The organism is Klebsiella sp. D-Nf1 (assembly GCF_002810515.1).
GTDB lineage: Bacteria > Pseudomonadota > Gammaproteobacteria > Enterobacterales > Enterobacteriaceae > Klebsiella > Klebsiella variicola.
Genome location: NZ_PIOK01000004.1, coordinates 180,315 through 197,054, shown reverse-complemented (window position 1 = coordinate 197,054; position 16,740 = coordinate 180,315). Strand labels below are relative to the sequence as shown.

Sequence of the window (16,740 nt, the reverse complement as noted above, 5' to 3'; positions counted from 1 at the left end):
TGCTCACAATGGAACGTTTTGTCATATTTCTGTAACAAATTGTGCGATGTTTCACAGTATCAACTCTACGTATTGCCTACCATCGCGACCATATTTGAAGTGGGTGATTAATCTGGGATTTTGTCGTGACGTCAGTAGAAAACAGCAAGGGCCACGGAGGCTGATATGTTAAGTATTTTTAAACCCGCCGCGCATAAAGCGCGTTTGCCAGCAGCGGAGATCGACCCGCTGTATCGTCGATTACGCTGGCAGATTTTCATTGGCATCTTTTTTGGTTATGCCGCTTACTATCTGGTTCGTAAGAACTTTGCCCTGGCGATGCCTTATCTGATTGAGCAGGGCTTCTCCCGTGGCGACCTCGGTTTCGCCCTTTCCGGCATCTCCATCGCCTACGGATTTTCGAAATTCATCATGGGCTCGGTCTCTGACCGTTCGAATCCGCGCATTTTCCTGCCGGCCGGCTTGATCCTCGCCGCGCTGGTGATGCTGGTGATGGGCTTTGTCCCGTGGGCCACCTCCAGCATCATGATCATGTTCGTGCTGCTGTTCCTGTGCGGCTGGTTCCAGGGGATGGGTTGGCCGCCGTGCGGGCGGACCATGGTGCACTGGTGGTCGCAGAAAGAGCGCGGCGGAATTGTCTCGGTGTGGAACTGTGCGCATAACGTCGGCGGCGGTATTCCGCCGCTGCTGTTCCTGCTGGGGATGGCGTGGTTTAACGACTGGCACGCGGCGCTGTATATGCCGGCGTTCGGCGCGATCCTGCTGGCGATTTTTGCCTTTGCGATGATGCGCGATACCCCGCAGTCCTGCGGTCTGCCGCCGATTGAAGAGTATAAAAACGACTATCCGGATGACTATAGCGAAAAGCACGAAGAAGAGCTGACGGCGAAGCAGATCTTTATGCAATACATTCTGCCGAACAAGCTGCTGTGGTACATCGCGGTGGCTAACGTCTTCGTTTATCTGCTGCGCTACGGCATTCTGGACTGGTCGCCAACCTATCTGAAAGAGGTGAAGCACTTCGCGCTGGATAAATCCTCCTGGGCCTACTTTCTCTATGAATACGCTGGGATCCCGGGCACGCTGCTGTGCGGCTGGATGTCGGACAAAGTGTTTAAAGGCAACCGCGGCGCCACCGGCGTGTTCTTTATGACCCTGGTGACCATCGCCACCGTTGTTTACTGGCTCAACCCGCCGGGTAATCCGGGCGTCGATATGGCCTGTATGATCGTCATTGGCTTCCTGATTTACGGCCCGGTGATGCTGATCGGTCTGCATGCGCTGGAACTGGCGCCGAAAAAAGCTGCCGGCACCGCTGCGGGCTTCACCGGTCTGTTCGGTTATCTCGGCGGTTCCGTAGCGGCGAGCGCCATCGTCGGCTATACCGTCGACTTCTTTGGCTGGGACGGCGGTTTTATGGTGATGATCGGCGGCAGCGTGCTGGCGGTTATCCTGCTGGTTATCGTGATGCTCGGTGAACGTCGCCATCACCAACAGCTGAAACAAGCTTAAGGGGCGATGATGAACATGAAATTAACCGCGCTGATGAGCGGCATGATCCTCGCCGGTTCGGCGCTGTGCTCCAGTGTCGTCGCAGCAGAGAAAATGGTCATCGCGCACCGCGGGGCCAGCGGCTATCTGCCGGAACATACCCTGCCGGCGAAGGCGATGGCCTACGCCCAGGGAGCGGATTACCTTGAGCAAGACCTGGTGATGACCAAAGACGACCGGCTGGTGGTGTTGCACGACCACTATCTCGATCGGGTGACTGACGTGGCCCAGCGCTTCCCGCAGCGGGCGCGTAAAGATGGCCGTTTCTACGCCATCGACTTTACCCTGGCTGAGATTAAAACGCTGAAGTTTACCGAAGGTTTTGAGCCGAAAGAGGGCAAGAACGTGCAAACCTATCCTGGCCGTTTCCCGATGGGCAAATCTGATTTCCGCATTCATACCTTTGAAGAAGAGATTGAATTTGTCCAGGGGCTGAACCACTCGACCGGCAAAAATATCGGTATCTACCCGGAAATCAAAGCGCCGTGGTTCCATCATCAGGAAGGCAAAGATATTGCTGCCAGCACGCTAAAAGTGCTGAAGGAATATGGCTATACCAGCAAGCAGGATAAGGTCTATCTGCAGTGTTTTGACGCCAACGAGCTGAAGCGCATTAAAAATGAGCTGGAACCGAAGATGGGTATGGATCTCAATCTGGTGCAGCTCATCGCCTATACCGACTGGAATGAAACCCAGCAGAAACAGGCAGATGGCAAATGGGTGAACTATAGCTACGACTGGATGTTTAAGCCGGGAGCGATGGCGCAGATCGCGCAGTACGCCGACGGTATCGGCCCGGATTACCATATGCTGGTAGCGGAAGGCTCGAAGCCGGACGCGGTGAAGCTGACGGCGATGGTGAAAGAGGCGCATGCCAGCCATCTGCAGGTGCATCCCTATACCGTGCGTGCGGATCAGTTGCCGGAGTACGCCACTAACGTTAATCAGCTCTATGACGTGCTGTATCACCAGGCGGGCGTCGACGGCTTGTTTACCGATTTCCCGGATAAAGCGGTGCAGTTTCTGAACGCGAAATAAAACAAAAGGGCCGTAAGGCCCTTTTATGTTTTCCCCCTCTCCCTATGGGAGAGGGCCGGGGTGAGGGCATCAGGCCGCACACATCGACAACACTTACATCTCGATCTCAATATCCCCTTTCGCCCGGCAGCAGCAGGGCAAAATCTCTCCCGGCTGGATAAACGCCAGCGGCTCGGTCAGCCAGTCAACCTGGCCGGAGACCAGACGGGTGCGACAGGAACCGCAATAGCCTTCACGGCACTGATACTCCACGTCGATATTATGCGACTCCAGCGCCGCCAGCAGGGAAGGGTGTTCATCCTGACACTCAAGGCGAGTGTCAGAAATTTTCAGGAAAATCCGCTTCATTACAGCTGGAAGTTGCTCAGGTCGTCGGCGTCGACTTCAGCGTCGATCTGGCCCACGAGATACGAGCTGACTTCTACTTCCTGCGGTGCCACCTGGACGTTATCGGAGACCAGCCAGGTATTGATCCACGGGATCGGGTTGGAGCGGGTCTGGAACGGCAGATCGAGGCCCACCGCCTGCATGCGGATATTGGTGATGTACTCGACGTACTGGCAGAGAATATCTTTGTTCAGGCCGATCATCGAGCCGTCGCGGAACAGATAGTCCGCCCACTCTTTCTCCTGCTGCGCCGCCAGCACGAACAGGTCATAGCACTCCTGTTTGCACTCTTCGGCGATTTCCGCCATCTCCGGATCGTCGCTGCCGGAGCGCAGCAGGTTCAGCATATGCTGGGTGCCGGTCAGGTGCAGCGCTTCATCGCGAGCGATCAGGCGGATAATTTTGGCGTTGCCTTCCATCAGCTTGCGCTCGGCGAAAGCGAAGGAGCAGGCGAAGCTGACGTAGAAGCGGATTGCTTCCAGGGCGTTAACGCTCATCAGGCACAGATACAGTTTCTTTTTCAGCTCGCGCAGATTCACGGTCACGGTTTTACCGTTGACGGTGTGGGTGCCTTCGCCCAGCAGGTGCCAGTAGCTGGTCATTTCGATCAGCGAATCGTAATAGTGAGAGATACCTTCCGCACGCTTCTGGATCTGCTCATTGGTCACGATATCGTCGAACACGGTCGCCGGATCGTTGACGATGTTGCGGATGATATGGGTGTAGGAGCGCGAGTGGATGGTCTCGGAGAAGGCCCAGGTTTCCACCCAGGTTTCCAGCTCCGGGATGGAGATCAGCGGCAGCAGCGCGACGTTCGGGCTGCGGCCCTGGATGGAGTCAAGCAGCGTCTGGTACTTCAGGTTGCTGATGAAAATATGTTTTTCATGTTCCGGCAGCGCCTGGTAGTCGATGCGATCGCGGGAAACATCGACTTCTTCCGGACGCCAGAAGAAAGAGAGCTGCTTTTCAATCAGCTTTTCAAAGATGTCATATTTTTGCTGATCGTAGCGGGCCACGTTAACCGGCTGGCCAAAAAACATCGGCTCAAGTAGCTGATTGTTTTTCGTCTGTGAAAAAGTGGTGTATGCCATTGAAGTGAGTCCTGTTGAAATGTATTGCCCGGTAGCACTGCGTTGGCCGGGCCTACAAAATCGTAGGCCGGGTAAGCGTAGCGCCACCCGGCAAAAATAACTTAGATCTTACAAGCGCCGCTTTCGCAGCCATCGTCCTGGATAGACGGTGCCAGGTCATCCTGAGCATCTTCTGCGCCATCACGGGTGTTGTGATAGTACAGCGTTTTGACGCCGAATTTATAGGCGTTGAGCAGGTCTTTGAGCAACTGCTGCATCGGCACTTTTCCGGAAGGGAAGCGCGTCGGATCGTAGTTGGTGTTGGCAGAGATAGACTGGTCGATAAACTTCTGCATGATACCGACCAGCTGCAGATAACCGTCGTTGTTCGGCATTTCCCACAGCAGCTCGTAGGCGTTCTGCAGGTTTTCGTAATCCGGCACCACCTGGCGCAGGATACCGTCCTTGGACGCTTTGATACTGACGTGGCCGCGCGGCGGCTCAATGCCATTGGTGGCGTTGGAGATCTGCGAAGAGGTTTCGGACGGCATCAGCGCGGAGAGCGTGGAGTTACGCAGACCGTGGGTTTTAATGGATTCGCGCAGTTGCTCCCAGTCGAAATGCAGGGATTCGCTGACGATCGCATCCAGGTCTTTCTTATAGGTATCGATCGGCAGGATGCCCTGCGCGTAGGTGGTTTCATTGAACCACGGGCAGGCGCCTTGCTCGATAGCCAGTTCGTTGGAGGCCTTCAGCAGGTAGTACTGAATCGCTTCGAACGTTTTGTGGGTCAGGTTGTTGGCGCTGCCGTCGGAGTAGCGTTTGCCATGCTTCGCCAGATAGTAAGCGAAGTTGATCACGCCGATGCCCAGCGTACGGCGGCCCATCGCGCCGCGTTTGGCGGCCGGGATCGGGTAATCCTGATAGTCGAGCAGCGCATCCAGGGCACGCACCGCCAGTACCGCCAGCTCTTCCAGCTCGTCGAGGCTGTCGATAGCGCCGAGGTTGAAGGCCGACAGGGTGCACAGCGCGATTTCGCCGTTTTCATCGTTGACGTCTTCCAGCGGTTTGGTCGGTAGGGCAATTTCCAGGCACAGGTTAGACTGACGCACCGGGGCGACCACCGGATCGAACGGGCTGTGGGTGTTACAGTGGTCGACGTTCTGGATGTAGATACGACCGGTAGAGGCGCGCTCCTGCATCATCAGCGAGAACAGCTCAACGGCTTTAATACGTTGCTTGCGAATGCTGTCGTCCTGCTCGTACTGGGTGTACAGGCGCTCGAACTCGTCCTGATCGGCGAAGAAGGCGTCATACAGGCCCGGGACATCGGAAGGGCTGAACAGGGTAATGTCGCCGCCCTTCAGCAGACGGGTATACATCAGCTTGTTGATCTGCACCCCGTAGTCCATGTGACGAACGCGGTTGGCATCGGTACCGCGGTTGTTTTTCAGCACCAGCAGGCTTTCCACTTCCAGATGCCACATTGGGTAGAAGAGGGTCGCCGCGCCGCCGCGAACGCCGCCCTGCGAGCAGGATTTCACCGCGGTCTGGAAGTGTTTGTAGAACGGGATACAGCCGGTATGGAAGGCTTCGCCGCCGCGGATCGGGCTGCCCAGCGCGCGAATGCGGCCGGCGTTGATACCGATACCGGCGCGCTGGGAAACGTATTTCACAATCGCGCTGGAGGTGGCGTTGATGGAATCCAGGCTGTCGCCGCACTCGATCAGCACGCAGGAGCTGAACTGACGGGTCGGGGTACGCACGCCGGACATGATCGGCGTCGGCAGCGAGATTTTAAAGGTGGACACCGCGTCGTAGAAACGCTTGATGTAGTCCAGACGCGTTTCGCGCGGGTAGTTAGAGAACAGGCAAGCGGCGACCAGAATGTAGAGGAACTGCGCGCTCTCGTAAATTTCGCCGGTAACGCGGTTTTGTACCAGGTACTTGCCTTCCAGCTGCTTAACGGCCGCGTAAGAGAAGTTCATATCGCGCCAGTGATCGAGGAAACCGTCCATCTGCTGGAACTCTTCTTCCGTGTAGTCTTCCAGCAGATGATGATCGTATTTACCCTTCTCGACCATCTTCACCACGTGATCGTAGAGCGCCGGCGGCTCAAACTGGCCGAAGGCTTTTTTACGCAAATGGAAAATCGCCAGACGCGCGGCGAGGTACTGGTAATCCGGCGCGTCGCGGGAGATCAGGTCCGCGGCGGCTTTAATAATGGTTTCGTGGATGTCCGCGGTTTTGATGCCGTCATAGAACTGGATATGGGAGCGCAGTTCTACCTGGGAGATCGAAACGTTATTCAGTCCTTCTGCCGCCCAATCCAGTACGCGATGGATTTTGTCGAGATTGATGCGCTCGGTGGTCCCGTCGCGCTTTGTCACCAGCAGACTCTGATTCATGTGGATTTTACCTGTCCGTGAAAGAAAATATCCCCCGTTTATCCACAGAAGGCCGTTGTGACTAACTCTGTGGATAAATACTATATGTAGGGGGTTGTCGATAAAAAGAACGCTATATGGTGAGTTATTTTAGTAAGGAATCTTTTGAGTACAAGGGTTGATTTTGACGTTAAATTGAGGTTGCGGAAGGGTAATAATCCTCAAGTCCACGTCGCATAAGGCCTGGAGAAGAAGTCAATAAAACAGAAAAAAAAATGAAAATTTGATCGAGTGCTGATTTCTTCATCGGAAGAAATAATCACGCGGCTTGATGCCGCGCAATCATCATAAGCGCAGGTGCTGACCTCAGTCCTGTTGGGCGGTGGTGTGCAACATATAGTTAACATCAACCCCCGGCGCTAACTTGAAGGTGTTGGTCAGCGGATTGTAATGCAGACCGATGATATGCTGCTCTTTCAGAGTAGTCTGATCTACCCAGCTCAGCAGTTCGGCCGGTTTGATAAACTTCTTCACATCATGAGTGCCCTTGGGCACCATCTTCATGACGTATTCCGCGCCCACCACCGCCATTAGCCAGGCCTTGCCATTGCGGTTGATGGTGGAGAAGAAGACCTGGCCGCCGGGCTTCACCAGCCGCGCGCAGGCGTGCACCACCGACTGTGGATCGGGGACGTGCTCCAGCATCTCCATGCAGGTCACGACGTCATACTGCTGCGGATGCTTCGCGGCATGTTCCTCAACCGTTTCCTGAACATAGTCCACCTGAATACCGCTCTCCAGGGCGTGCAGTTTCGCGACCTGCAGCGGTTCGGCACCCATGTCCAGTCCGGTGACCGTCGCACCTTCGCGCGCCATGCTCTCGGCGAGAATGCCGCCGCCGCAGCCGACATCGAGGACTTTTTTACCGAACAGGCCGCCGGAGCGTTCGGCGATATAGCCCAGCCGCAGCGGGTTGATGCGGTGGAGCGGTTTGAACTCGCCCTCCAGATCCCACCAGCGCGAGGCGACGGCTTCGAATTTGGCGATTTCAGCATGATCGACGTTAGGGGCTACCGACGTTTTTTCGGCATTCATGGGCGCTTTTACTCCTTTTCTGTTCAGACCTGTGAGTATATCAGCAGCGCGCCATGAATAAACCGTATTGCTTTACCTCTATTAGCGCGGCTGTGTTATAATTTGCGACCTTTGAATCCGGGAAACAGTAGAGGGATAGCGGTTAGATGAGCGACCTTGCGAGAGAAATTACACCGGTCAACATTGAGGAAGAGCTTAAGAACTCTTATCTGGATTACGCGATGTCGGTCATTGTTGGCCGTGCGCTGCCGGATGTCCGAGATGGCCTGAAGCCGGTACACCGTCGCGTACTTTACGCCATGAACGTATTGGGCAATGACTGGAACAAAGCCTATAAAAAATCAGCCCGTGTCGTTGGTGACGTAATCGGTAAATACCACCCGCACGGCGACTCCGCGGTATATGACACCATCGTCCGTATGGCACAGCCGTTCTCGCTGCGCTACATGCTGGTGGACGGCCAGGGTAACTTTGGTTCCATCGACGGCGACTCCGCCGCGGCGATGCGTTATACCGAAATTCGTCTGGCGAAAATCGCTCATGAGCTGATGGCCGATCTTGAAAAAGAGACGGTCGATTTCGTCGACAACTATGACGGTACGGAGCGTATTCCGGACGTCATGCCGACCAAAATTCCTAACCTGCTGGTGAACGGTGCCTCCGGGATCGCGGTAGGGATGGCCACCAACATACCGCCGCATAACCTGACGGAAGTGATTAACGGCTGTCTGGCGTATGTTGACGATGAAGACATCAGTATTGAAGGGCTGATGGCGCATATTCCAGGCCCTGATTTCCCGACCGCCGCCATTATTAATGGCCGTCGTGGCATTGAAGAGGCCTACCGCACCGGTCGCGGTAAAGTCTACATCCGCGCGCGCGCGGAAGTGGAAGTGGACGCGAAATCCGGCCGCGAAACCATCATCGTGCACGAAATTCCGTATCAGGTGAACAAAGCGCGCCTGATTGAGAAAATCGCCGAGCTGGTCAAAGAAAAACGCGTGGAAGGCATCAGCGCGCTGCGTGACGAGTCTGATAAAGACGGGATGCGCATCGTGATTGAAGTGAAGCGCGATGCGGTAGGGGAAGTGGTGCTCAACAACCTCTATTCCCAGACCCAGCTGCAGGTCTCCTTCGGCATCAACATGGTTGCTCTGCACCATGGTCAGCCGAAGATCATGAACCTGAAGGACATCATCGCCGCGTTTGTACGCCACCGCCGCGAAGTGGTGACCCGCCGTACGATTTTCGAACTGCGCAAAGCACGCGACCGGGCGCATATCCTCGAAGCGTTGGCCGTTGCGCTGGCCAACATCGACCCGATTATCGAACTGATCCGTCGCGCGCCGACCCCGGCAGAAGCGAAAGTGGCGCTGGTTGCCCAGGCGTGGGATCTCGGTAACGTTGCGGCGATGCTGGAGCGCGCCGGTGATGACGCTGCGCGTCCGGAATGGCTGGAGCCAGAGTTCGGCGTGCGCGACGGTAAATACTATCTGACCGAGCAGCAGGCCCAGGCGATTCTGGATCTGCGTCTGCAGAAACTGACCGGCCTTGAGCATGAAAAACTGCTCGACGAATATAAAGAGCTGCTGGAGCAGATCGCGGAACTGCTGCACATTCTCGGCAGCGCCGACCGTCTGATGGAAGTGATTCGCGAAGAGCTGGAGCTGATCCGCGACCAGTTCGGCGACGAACGTCGTACCGAAATCACTGCCAACAGCGCTGATATTAACATCGAAGATCTGATCAACCAGGAAGACGTGGTGGTCACCCTGTCGCATCAGGGCTATGTGAAGTATCAGCCGCTGACCGACTACGAAGCACAGCGTCGTGGCGGCAAAGGCAAGTCAGCAGCGCGCATTAAAGAAGAAGACTTCATTGACCGCCTGCTGGTGGCCAACACCCATGACACCATCCTCTGCTTCTCAAGCCGCGGTCGTCTGTACTGGATGAAGGTCTATCAGCTGCCGGAAGCCAGTCGCGGCGCGCGCGGTCGTCCGATCGTCAACCTGCTGCCGCTGGAAGCCGATGAGCGTATCACCGCCATCCTGCCGGTCCGCGAGTACGAAGAGGGCGTCAACGTCTTTATGGCGACCGCCAGCGGTACCGTGAAGAAAACCGCGCTGACCGAGTTCAGCCGTCCGCGTTCCGCCGGTATCATCGCGGTCAATCTGAACGAAGGCGATGAGCTGATCGGCGTCGATCTGACCTCCGGTCAGGACGAAGTGATGCTGTTCTCCGCGGCCGGTAAGGTCGTACGCTTCAAAGAAGACGCCGTTCGTGCCATGGGCCGTACCGCCACCGGCGTACGCGGCATCAAGCTGGCGGAAAATGACAGCGTTGTCTCGCTGATTATTCCGCGCGGCGAAGGCGCCATCCTGACGGTAACGCAAAACGGTTACGGTAAACGTACCGCAGCGGCGGAGTATCCGACCAAATCGCGTGCCACTCAGGGCGTTATCTCGATCAAAGTCACCGAGCGTAACGGTTCCGTGGTGGGCGCCGTGCAGGTGGATGACTGCGATCAGATCATGATGATCACCGACGCCGGGACGCTGGTTCGTACCCGCGTTTCCGAGGTGAGCATCGTGGGCCGTAACACCCAGGGCGTGATCCTCATCCGCACCGCGGAAGATGAAAACGTGGTGGGTCTGCAGCGCGTGGCAGAGCCGGTGGACGACGAAGAACTGGATGCCATCGACGGTAGCGTAGCGGAAGGCGATGACGATATCGCCCCGGAAGCGGATACCGATGACGACATCGCCGAAGACGAAGAGTAATCGTCGCAGGTAAATGTTCTGAAAGGGCCGGGTATTCTCCCGGCCCTTTTTGCATTAACATTGCGGCAAAGCTGGTTTACCGCTACTTTAACCCCATTCTGTTGAGTCCCTGACGGCCGAGCATCGCCACATTGAAATATCTTGCCTCGTTTCATACAACCCTGAAGGTTTCACGTTATCTGTTCAGAGCGCTGGCGGTATTACTGTGGCTGCTGATTGCGTTTGTCTCTGTGTTCTATATCGTCAATGCCCTGCACGAGCGGGAAGCCGAGATCCATCAGGAGCTCAATCTCAATGCCGATCAGGCCCAGCGCTATATTCAGCGTACGGCGGATGTGATTAAAGAGCTGAAGTACGTCGCCGGTAACCGCCTGTCGGCAGGGGATGCGGTAGCGCAAGGGCAAAATAGCGATATAGCAGTGCCCAACTTTGAACCCCTGTACCCTGATTCCGATTGCAGCGCGATGAGCACCACCTGGCGTAATTCGCTGCAATCGCTGGCGTGGTTTATGCGCTACTGGCGGGATAATTTTACCGCTGCCTACGACCTTAACCGCATCTTTCTCATTGGCAGCGATAACCTCTGCATGGCCAACTTTGGCCTGCGGGATGTGCCGATTGAGCGCGATCAGGCGCTGAAAGTCCTGCATCAGCGCATTGAGCAATATCGCAACGCGCCGCAAAACGAGCGCGGCAACAACCTGTTCTGGATAAGCCAGGGCGTGCGTCCCGGCGTGGGCTACTTTTATGCCCTGACCCCGGTCTATATGGCCAACCGTCTGCAGGCGATGCTCGGCGTGGAGCAGACCATCCGTATGGAAAGCTTCTTCACGCCGGGCAGTTTGCCGATGAGCGTGACGATTTTTGACGATAACGGCCAGCCGCTGATCTCGCTGGCCGGCGCGGAAGGCAAAATCCAGAGCGAAGCGAAGTGGATGCAGGAGCGGATGTGGTTTGGCTACAGCGCCGGCTTTCGCGAGCTGGTGCTGAAAAAAAGCCTGGCGCCGTCCTCCTTAAGCATCGTCTATTCCGTTTCGGTAGACCAGGTGCTGGAGCGGATCCGCATGCTCATCATCAACGCCATCATTCTCAATATCCTGACCGGGGCAATGCTGTTTGCGCTGGCGCGAATGTATGAGCGGCGCATTTTTATCCCGGCGGAAAATGATGCTCAGCGACTGGAAGAGCATGAACAGTTCAACCGCAAAATCGTGGCCTCCGCCCCGGTGGGGATCTGTATTCTGCGCACCGTCGACGGGACCAATATTCTCAGTAACGAGCTGGCGCACAACTATCTGAACATGCTGACCCATGAGGATCGCCAGCGGCTGACGCAGATTATCTGCGGCCAGCAGGTCAACTTTGTCGATGTGCTGACCAGCAACCATACCAACCTGCAGATTAGCTTTGTCCATTCGCGTTATCGCAATGAAAACGTCGCCATCTGCGTGCTGGTGGACGTTTCCGCCCGCGTGAAAATGGAGGAGTCGCTGCAGGAGATGGCCCAGGCGGCTGAACAGGCCAGCCAGTCGAAATCGATGTTCCTCGCGACCGTCAGCCATGAGCTGCGTACCCCGCTATACGGCATCATCGGTAACCTCGATCTACTGCAGACGAAGGCCCTGCCGAAGGGCGTTGATCGCCTGGTGACGGCGATGAACAACTCTTCCAGCCTGCTGCTGAAAATCATCAGCGATATTCTCGATTTCTCGAAAATCGAGTCTGAACAGTTGAAGATCGAGCCGCGGGAGTTTTCCCCACGTGAAGTGATGAACCATATTTCTGCCAACTATCTGCCGCTGGTGGTACGCAAGCAGCTGGGTCTGTACTGCTTTATCGAGCCGGATGTCCCGGAGCAGATGTCCGGCGACCCGATGCGCCTGCAGCAGGTGATCTCTAACCTGCTAAGCAATGCAATCAAGTTCACCGACACCGGCTGTATTATCCTGCACGTCCAGTGTGCGGGGGATTATCTGCAGATTAGCGTCCGCGATACCGGGGAGGGGATCCCGGCGAAAGAGGTGTTGCGCCTGTTCGACCCCTTCTTCCAGGTGGGGACCGGCGTGCAGCGAAACTTCCAGGGCACCGGCCTTGGCCTGGCGATCTGTGAAAAGCTGATCAGCATGATGGATGGCGATATCGCCGTGGAAACGGAGCCGGGGATGGGCAGCCGCTTTACCATCCGTATCCCGCTGTATGGCGTGCAGAATACACCGCAGGTGACGGCGGACGGTTTCGCTGGCAAGACCTGCTGGCTGGCAATCCATAATACCTCGCTGGCGATGTTCGTCACGTCGCTGCTCAGCTATCACGGCCTGTCGGTACGCCGCCATGCCGGAGAAACGCCGGATGCCGACGATGTCTTGCTGACTGACGATGAAGCGCAGGCGGGTTGGCGGGGAAGTGCGATGGTCATCTTCTGCCGCCGCCATATCGGCATCCCGCAGGAGCGAGCCGCCGGTGAGTGGCTGCACAGCGTGACGACGCCGCATGAACTGCTGCCGCTGCTGGGGCGTATTTTCCACGTCGCCCTCGACAGCGCGGAGAATAGCCGGGCGCTGATGGCGCCGGACGCGCAGATCGGTAATAACGACGACATGATGATCCTCGTGGTCGACGATCACCCGATTAACCGCCGTCTGCTGGCGGATCAGCTGGGATCGCTCGGCTACCAGTGCGTGACCGCTAACGACGGGGTCGACGCGCTCAACGTACTTAGCAAACAGCATATCGATATCGTGCTCAGCGACGTCAACATGCCTAATATGGATGGTTATCGTCTGACGCAGCGCATTCGTCAGCTTGGCCTGACGCTGCCGGTGATCGGCGTCACCGCCAATGCTCTGGCGGAAGAGAAGCAGCGCTGTCTGGAATCGGGGATGGACAGCTGCCTGTCCAAGCCGGTCACCCTCGACGTGCTGAAGCAAACGCTGACGGTGTATGCGGCGCGGGTGCGTAAAGGGCGGGAATAACGAGGAACTCCGTCTCGCCGGGGCGAGACGGAGAAAGCAAAGGGATTACTCTTTATCCGTAGAGCTCAGCGAGACGGAGGAGAGGTAGTTCAGCAGCGCAATGTCGTTTTCCACGCCCAGCTTCATCATCGCCGACTTCTTCTGGCTACTGATGGTTTTGATGCTGCGGTTGAGCTTTTTGGCGATCTCGGTCACCAGGAAGCCTTCAGCGAACAGACGCAGCACTTCGCTCTCTTTCGGCGACAGGCGTTTATCGCCATAGCCGCTGGCGCTGATTTTTTCCAGCAGACGAGAGACGCTTTCCGGTGTGAATTTCTTCCCTTTCTGCAGCGCGGCCAGCGCTTTTGGCAGGTCGGTCGGCGCCCCCTGCTTGAGGACGATCCCTTCGATATCCAGATCCAGCACCGCGCTGAGGATCGCCGGGTTGTTGTTCATGGTCAGAACAATGATCGACAGATCCGGGAAGTGGCGCTTGATGTATTTAATCAGCGTGATCCCGTCGCCGTATTTATCACCGGGCATGGACAGATCGGTGATCAGCACATGGGCGTCCAGCTTCGGAAGATTGTTGATAAGGGCCGTGGAGTCTTCAAACTCGCCAACGACGTTCACCCACTCAATTTGCTCAAGTGACTTACGAATACCGAACAGTACGATCGGATGGTCATCGGCAATAATTACGTTCATAGTGTTCATGTATAAGGCTACCTTCTACAGCAAGCTCTTGACGTAAGCGTCAATGTCGCTGATATATTTTTCTATGCCTTGCGCATCCTTTTCGCGAATCAGATGCTCAAGCGTTTCACATAACTGCTTGCCGGGTATCAGATTAAGCATAGCAAATGCCCCTTTGAGGCGGTGGGCGGTTTGCGCCAGAGCAGCAAAATCGCCCGCTTCGATTTCAGTATACAATCTCTGAACATCATCCGGTACCGTATCGGCAAACAGTGCGTAATAGCCGCTGGCATGGAGTTCGGCGTTACTCTCGTTTCCTGAGGTGGCGGGCTGAACCGCCTCCTCCGCCAGCTGCTGCTCAATAAGCTGCAGGATAGCTTCCTGCATCGCCGTGCTAATATTAAAGTTGACCCGCAGTTGTCCCGGGCCGATCTTGCGTATCCCGACCTCATCATCGCTTAAAAGCAAGCCCGAAGCAGTAAGATTAGACGGATTATCCGTTAAATACAGATCGAACGCTTGACTTGTCGCCCGATCGTCCGGCGTGATGCAGGACGCGCCCCAGCTCTCCAGCTGGCGGGTGACAATCCGTCGCACTTCACTGGAGGTCACATCCAGCAGGACGATAACGTCATCCAGCAGATGTTCGCCCGCCTCTGGCGCCTCTTCGCTGGCCGGCATTTTCAGATGCAGGGTATAGCGAGTCCCCAGCGACTCCCGCGCTTTGATGGTCAACTGCCCACCCAGTTTGCGCGTCATGCGGTCGCACAGCCAGAAGGTGAGGGCGTTTGCTTTGCCGTACAGATCGCTCTGGGTCGCGTTGAGATACGGGAAGTGCAAATTATCGATCTCGTTCGCCGAGACGCCGTTGCCAGTATCCAGAATGCGGAAGGTCAAACGATCGCTGGCCGACTCGTCCTGGCAAACGTCGAGGGTGATCTTGCCGATAGGCGTGGTGGTGATGGAATACTGGATTAACAGCACCAGTGTGCGTCGCAGGGCTTCACGGTCGCCGTAGCGCTGCTCACCGGCAGGGAGCGCGTTATTGATAAGCAACTGTAAACCCTTGCGCTTCATTGCTGGCAGCACCTCCGGCACGACGTCGTCAATCAGCGCCTGAACGGAGAACAGCGCCTGGCTGGTTTTCCAGGTGTCGCTTTCCAGCAGATTAGCAAGCTGAATGTCATCAATCAGTTTGACCAGCTCATCGGCATGCTGCGCCAGCATCCGGTTCTCTGCGCTGTCGAGCGCCGCCGCCTCTGCCGCCAGAGTCAGCGCGGGCTGCTTCAGGGCGCTGCCAATGTGCTGCATAAAGGCCGCCCGGCCCTGCTGGTTTTTCTCATACAAGCGCTGGGCCTGCTTGAGCTTTTTATTGACCAGCACTTCACGGTCCTGGTCACGGATAATCAGGATCTGCGTGCGCGGCGCGACCTGGCTGCGATACTGGCGGATTTCATACTGCTCATTGTTGACGGTGGCCTGAATCACCCCCTGATGCTGGTCCGCCATATTGGTGATGTTCTGCAGATTCAGATGCGGGAGCAGGTGGTCGGCAATAGGGTTGCTGATAAGGGTTCGGTTGGCTTCCTGATCGTGGACCAGCAGCCCCAGCGGTAGCAAAGAAACAATCTCTTCATTAATAGCGCGCAGCAGACGCAGTTCGCTGTTGGCGGCGGAAGGGAGCCCGGCGCCAGACGGACTGCTGCGTCCTTTAAAGTGACGAAAGGTGGTAAAACCAAACAGCGCCAGCGCCAGCAGGCCGATGTTGAGCAGCAGCGGCAGAAGAATATTCTGCAGGGCGGCCAGCAGCATGCTGCTCAGCGGTACCGTCCAGAGTAACTGCATACCGGTCGTGCTGATATCAGTGGCGATTTCAATCTGCATGCCGTTAAAAGTGATCCCGATATGGTCGGTGGTCTCTTTGTCAGGATTGGTGGCAAGGTTTTGCGACGGGTCTGGCTCAATACGGAAGCTGTCCAGCGCCATGCCCGGCGGGATCAGATCGTTAATCGGCAGGTCGAAAGCGACCACGGTGGCCAGGTGTCCGGGCTGGTTGAAGGTGGTGCGTAACGTAAAGTAGTGCGCGTTCTGCCAGGCGAGATGGCGCAGCGGCGAGAAGGTCTCGCGCTCATCAAGGGTATTGGCCTGCAGCAGCATCTCCGCGCGCCGGGATTCCACCACGCTACTGATCGTTGACTCTTTAAAGCTTGAGGAGAGGTCCTTCAACGGCAGGGTTGAGACCAGAATCAGGCTATTGTCCAGACCATTGAGATAGTACATCGACCATGGGATGGTCTCCGCGCCCCACAAAATATCGAGATAATCGGACATTTTCTGCGTCATCTCGAGGGTCGAGCTGTCGTGGGAGCCAAAAATCAGCGCTTCGGTTTTACGCCGGGGCTTCTCAAGGTAGTAGACGTCCTGTTTTAAACGCGTCTCCTGCAAGCCACCGCTCGAAGCGTTAGCCGAGGTCGCGGCGATATTGTCGTAAATCTGCCAGGTGGCATAGCGCCAGGTGTCAATGCGCTGGTGCAAGGCGTGGGAGACATCAACCACCTGATAGCTCTTCTCTTTCAGCCAGGCATTGACGGCACTTTGAATCATCACCCCCATCGTCGCCAGCAGGACAATAACCATCAAAATGAAGAAGCGGCTGATGTTGCCGGGGATCAGGGAGAATTTTTTCGGGGTCATCTTGTGGCTGAACGACTCATCATTGTTTGTAAACAGGATGTAGCGCCAGAGTAACTGGCAACAAAGCAGATGCTGCAGGCAGTATAAAGGC

The 16,740-nt window shown here is 56.3% G+C and carries 10 protein-coding genes; 4 read left to right on the top strand and 6 right to left on the bottom strand.

The genetic code is table 11. The features are described from left to right. Positions 1 to 165 precede the first annotated feature (165 nt). Both glpT and glpQ read left to right on the top strand, forming a co-directional pair. Positions 166 to 1,512 carry a glycerol-3-phosphate transporter gene (gene glpT / locus CWM54_RS17620; protein ID WP_100631088.1) on the top strand — a complete coding sequence of 449 codons (1,347 nt, stop codon included), beginning with the start codon at positions 166 to 168 and terminating at the stop codon, positions 1,510 to 1,512. Between the two features lie 9 nt (positions 1,513 to 1,521). After that, positions 1,522 to 2,589 (top strand): glycerophosphodiester phosphodiesterase, encoded by a 1,068-nt coding sequence (gene glpQ, locus CWM54_RS17615; protein WP_100697991.1) that lies wholly within the window; start codon positions 1,522 to 1,524, stop codon positions 2,587 to 2,589. 93 nt (positions 2,590 to 2,682) lie between these two features. On the opposite strand, the gene yfaE is transcribed toward glpQ, so the two are convergent. The 4 genes from yfaE to ubiG form a co-directional block, all read right to left on the bottom strand. Further along, positions 2,683 to 2,937, bottom strand: a complete 255-nt coding sequence (gene yfaE, locus CWM54_RS17610) for a class I ribonucleotide reductase maintenance protein YfaE (RefSeq protein ID WP_002913017.1) — start codon at positions 2,935 to 2,937, stop codon at positions 2,683 to 2,685. After that, on the bottom strand, positions 2,937 to 4,067 hold the full coding sequence (nrdB, locus tag CWM54_RS17605) for a class Ia ribonucleoside-diphosphate reductase subunit beta (RefSeq protein ID WP_061153817.1): 1,131 nt from the start codon (positions 4,065 to 4,067) through the stop codon (positions 2,937 to 2,939). The genes yfaE and nrdB overlap by 1 nt, the downstream gene beginning before the upstream one ends. A gap of 101 nt (positions 4,068 to 4,168) precedes the next feature. Continuing rightward, the gene (gene nrdA / locus CWM54_RS17600; RefSeq protein ID WP_061153818.1) at positions 4,169 to 6,454 is read right to left on the bottom strand and encodes a class 1a ribonucleoside-diphosphate reductase subunit alpha; all 2,286 of its coding nucleotides are present in this window, start codon (positions 6,452 to 6,454) and stop codon (positions 4,169 to 4,171) included. Positions 6,455 to 6,799: 345 nt separating this feature from the next. Then, positions 6,800 to 7,528, bottom strand: coding sequence for a bifunctional 2-polyprenyl-6-hydroxyphenol methylase/3-demethylubiquinol 3-O-methyltransferase UbiG (gene ubiG, locus CWM54_RS17590; RefSeq protein WP_100681036.1), 729 nt, complete (start codon positions 7,526 to 7,528; stop codon positions 6,800 to 6,802). Between the two features lie 146 nt (positions 7,529 to 7,674). Here ubiG and gyrA point away from each other — a divergent pair, with 146 nt between their 5' ends. Both gyrA and rcsC read left to right on the top strand, forming a co-directional pair. Then, positions 7,675 to 10,308 carry a DNA topoisomerase (ATP-hydrolyzing) subunit A gene (gyrA, locus tag CWM54_RS17585; RefSeq protein ID WP_012967527.1) on the top strand — a complete coding sequence of 878 codons (2,634 nt, stop codon included), beginning with the start codon at positions 7,675 to 7,677 and terminating at the stop codon, positions 10,306 to 10,308. A gap of 131 nt (positions 10,309 to 10,439) precedes the next feature. Continuing rightward, the gene (rcsC, locus tag CWM54_RS17580; RefSeq protein ID WP_100681035.1) at positions 10,440 to 13,280 is read left to right on the top strand and encodes a two-component system sensor histidine kinase RcsC; all 2,841 of its coding nucleotides are present in this window, start codon (positions 10,440 to 10,442) and stop codon (positions 13,278 to 13,280) included. A gap of 45 nt (positions 13,281 to 13,325) precedes the next feature. Here rcsC and rcsB read toward each other — a convergent pair whose 3' ends face one another. Both rcsB and rcsD read right to left on the bottom strand, forming a co-directional pair. Beyond that, the gene (gene rcsB / locus CWM54_RS17575; RefSeq protein WP_004201684.1) at positions 13,326 to 13,976 is read right to left on the bottom strand and encodes a response regulator transcription factor RcsB; all 651 of its coding nucleotides are present in this window, start codon (positions 13,974 to 13,976) and stop codon (positions 13,326 to 13,328) included. A gap of 15 nt (positions 13,977 to 13,991) precedes the next feature. Further along, positions 13,992 to 16,649 carry a phosphotransferase RcsD gene (gene rcsD / locus CWM54_RS17570; RefSeq protein WP_100697989.1) on the bottom strand — a complete coding sequence of 886 codons (2,658 nt, stop codon included), beginning with the start codon at positions 16,647 to 16,649 and terminating at the stop codon, positions 13,992 to 13,994. Positions 16,650 to 16,740 lie beyond the last annotated feature (91 nt).

Excerpts from the sequence above, each read along its gene's own strand:
- glpT (WP_100631088.1), top strand. The coding sequence starts at position 166 with ATGTTAAGTATTTTTAAACCCGCCGCGCATAAAGCGCGTTTGCCAGCA.
- glpQ (WP_100697991.1), top strand. The coding sequence starts at position 1,522 with ATGAACATGAAATTAACCGCGCTGATGAGCGGCATGATCCTCGCCGGT.
- yfaE (WP_002913017.1), bottom strand. The coding sequence starts at position 2,937 with ATGAAGCGGATTTTCCTGAAAATTTCTGACACTCGCCTTGAGTGTCAG.
- nrdB (WP_061153817.1), bottom strand. The coding sequence starts at position 4,067 with ATGGCATACACCACTTTTTCACAGACGAAAAACAATCAGCTACTTGAG.
- nrdA (WP_061153818.1), bottom strand. The coding sequence starts at position 6,454 with ATGAATCAGAGTCTGCTGGTGACAAAGCGCGACGGGACCACCGAGCGC.
- ubiG (WP_100681036.1), bottom strand. The coding sequence starts at position 7,528 with ATGAATGCCGAAAAAACGTCGGTAGCCCCTAACGTCGATCATGCTGAA.
- gyrA (WP_012967527.1), top strand. The coding sequence starts at position 7,675 with ATGAGCGACCTTGCGAGAGAAATTACACCGGTCAACATTGAGGAAGAG.
- rcsB (WP_004201684.1), bottom strand. The coding sequence starts at position 13,976 with ATGAACACTATGAACGTAATTATTGCCGATGACCATCCGATCGTACTG.
- rcsD (WP_100697989.1), bottom strand. The coding sequence starts at position 16,649 with ATGACCCCGAAAAAATTCTCCCTGATCCCCGGCAACATCAGCCGCTTC.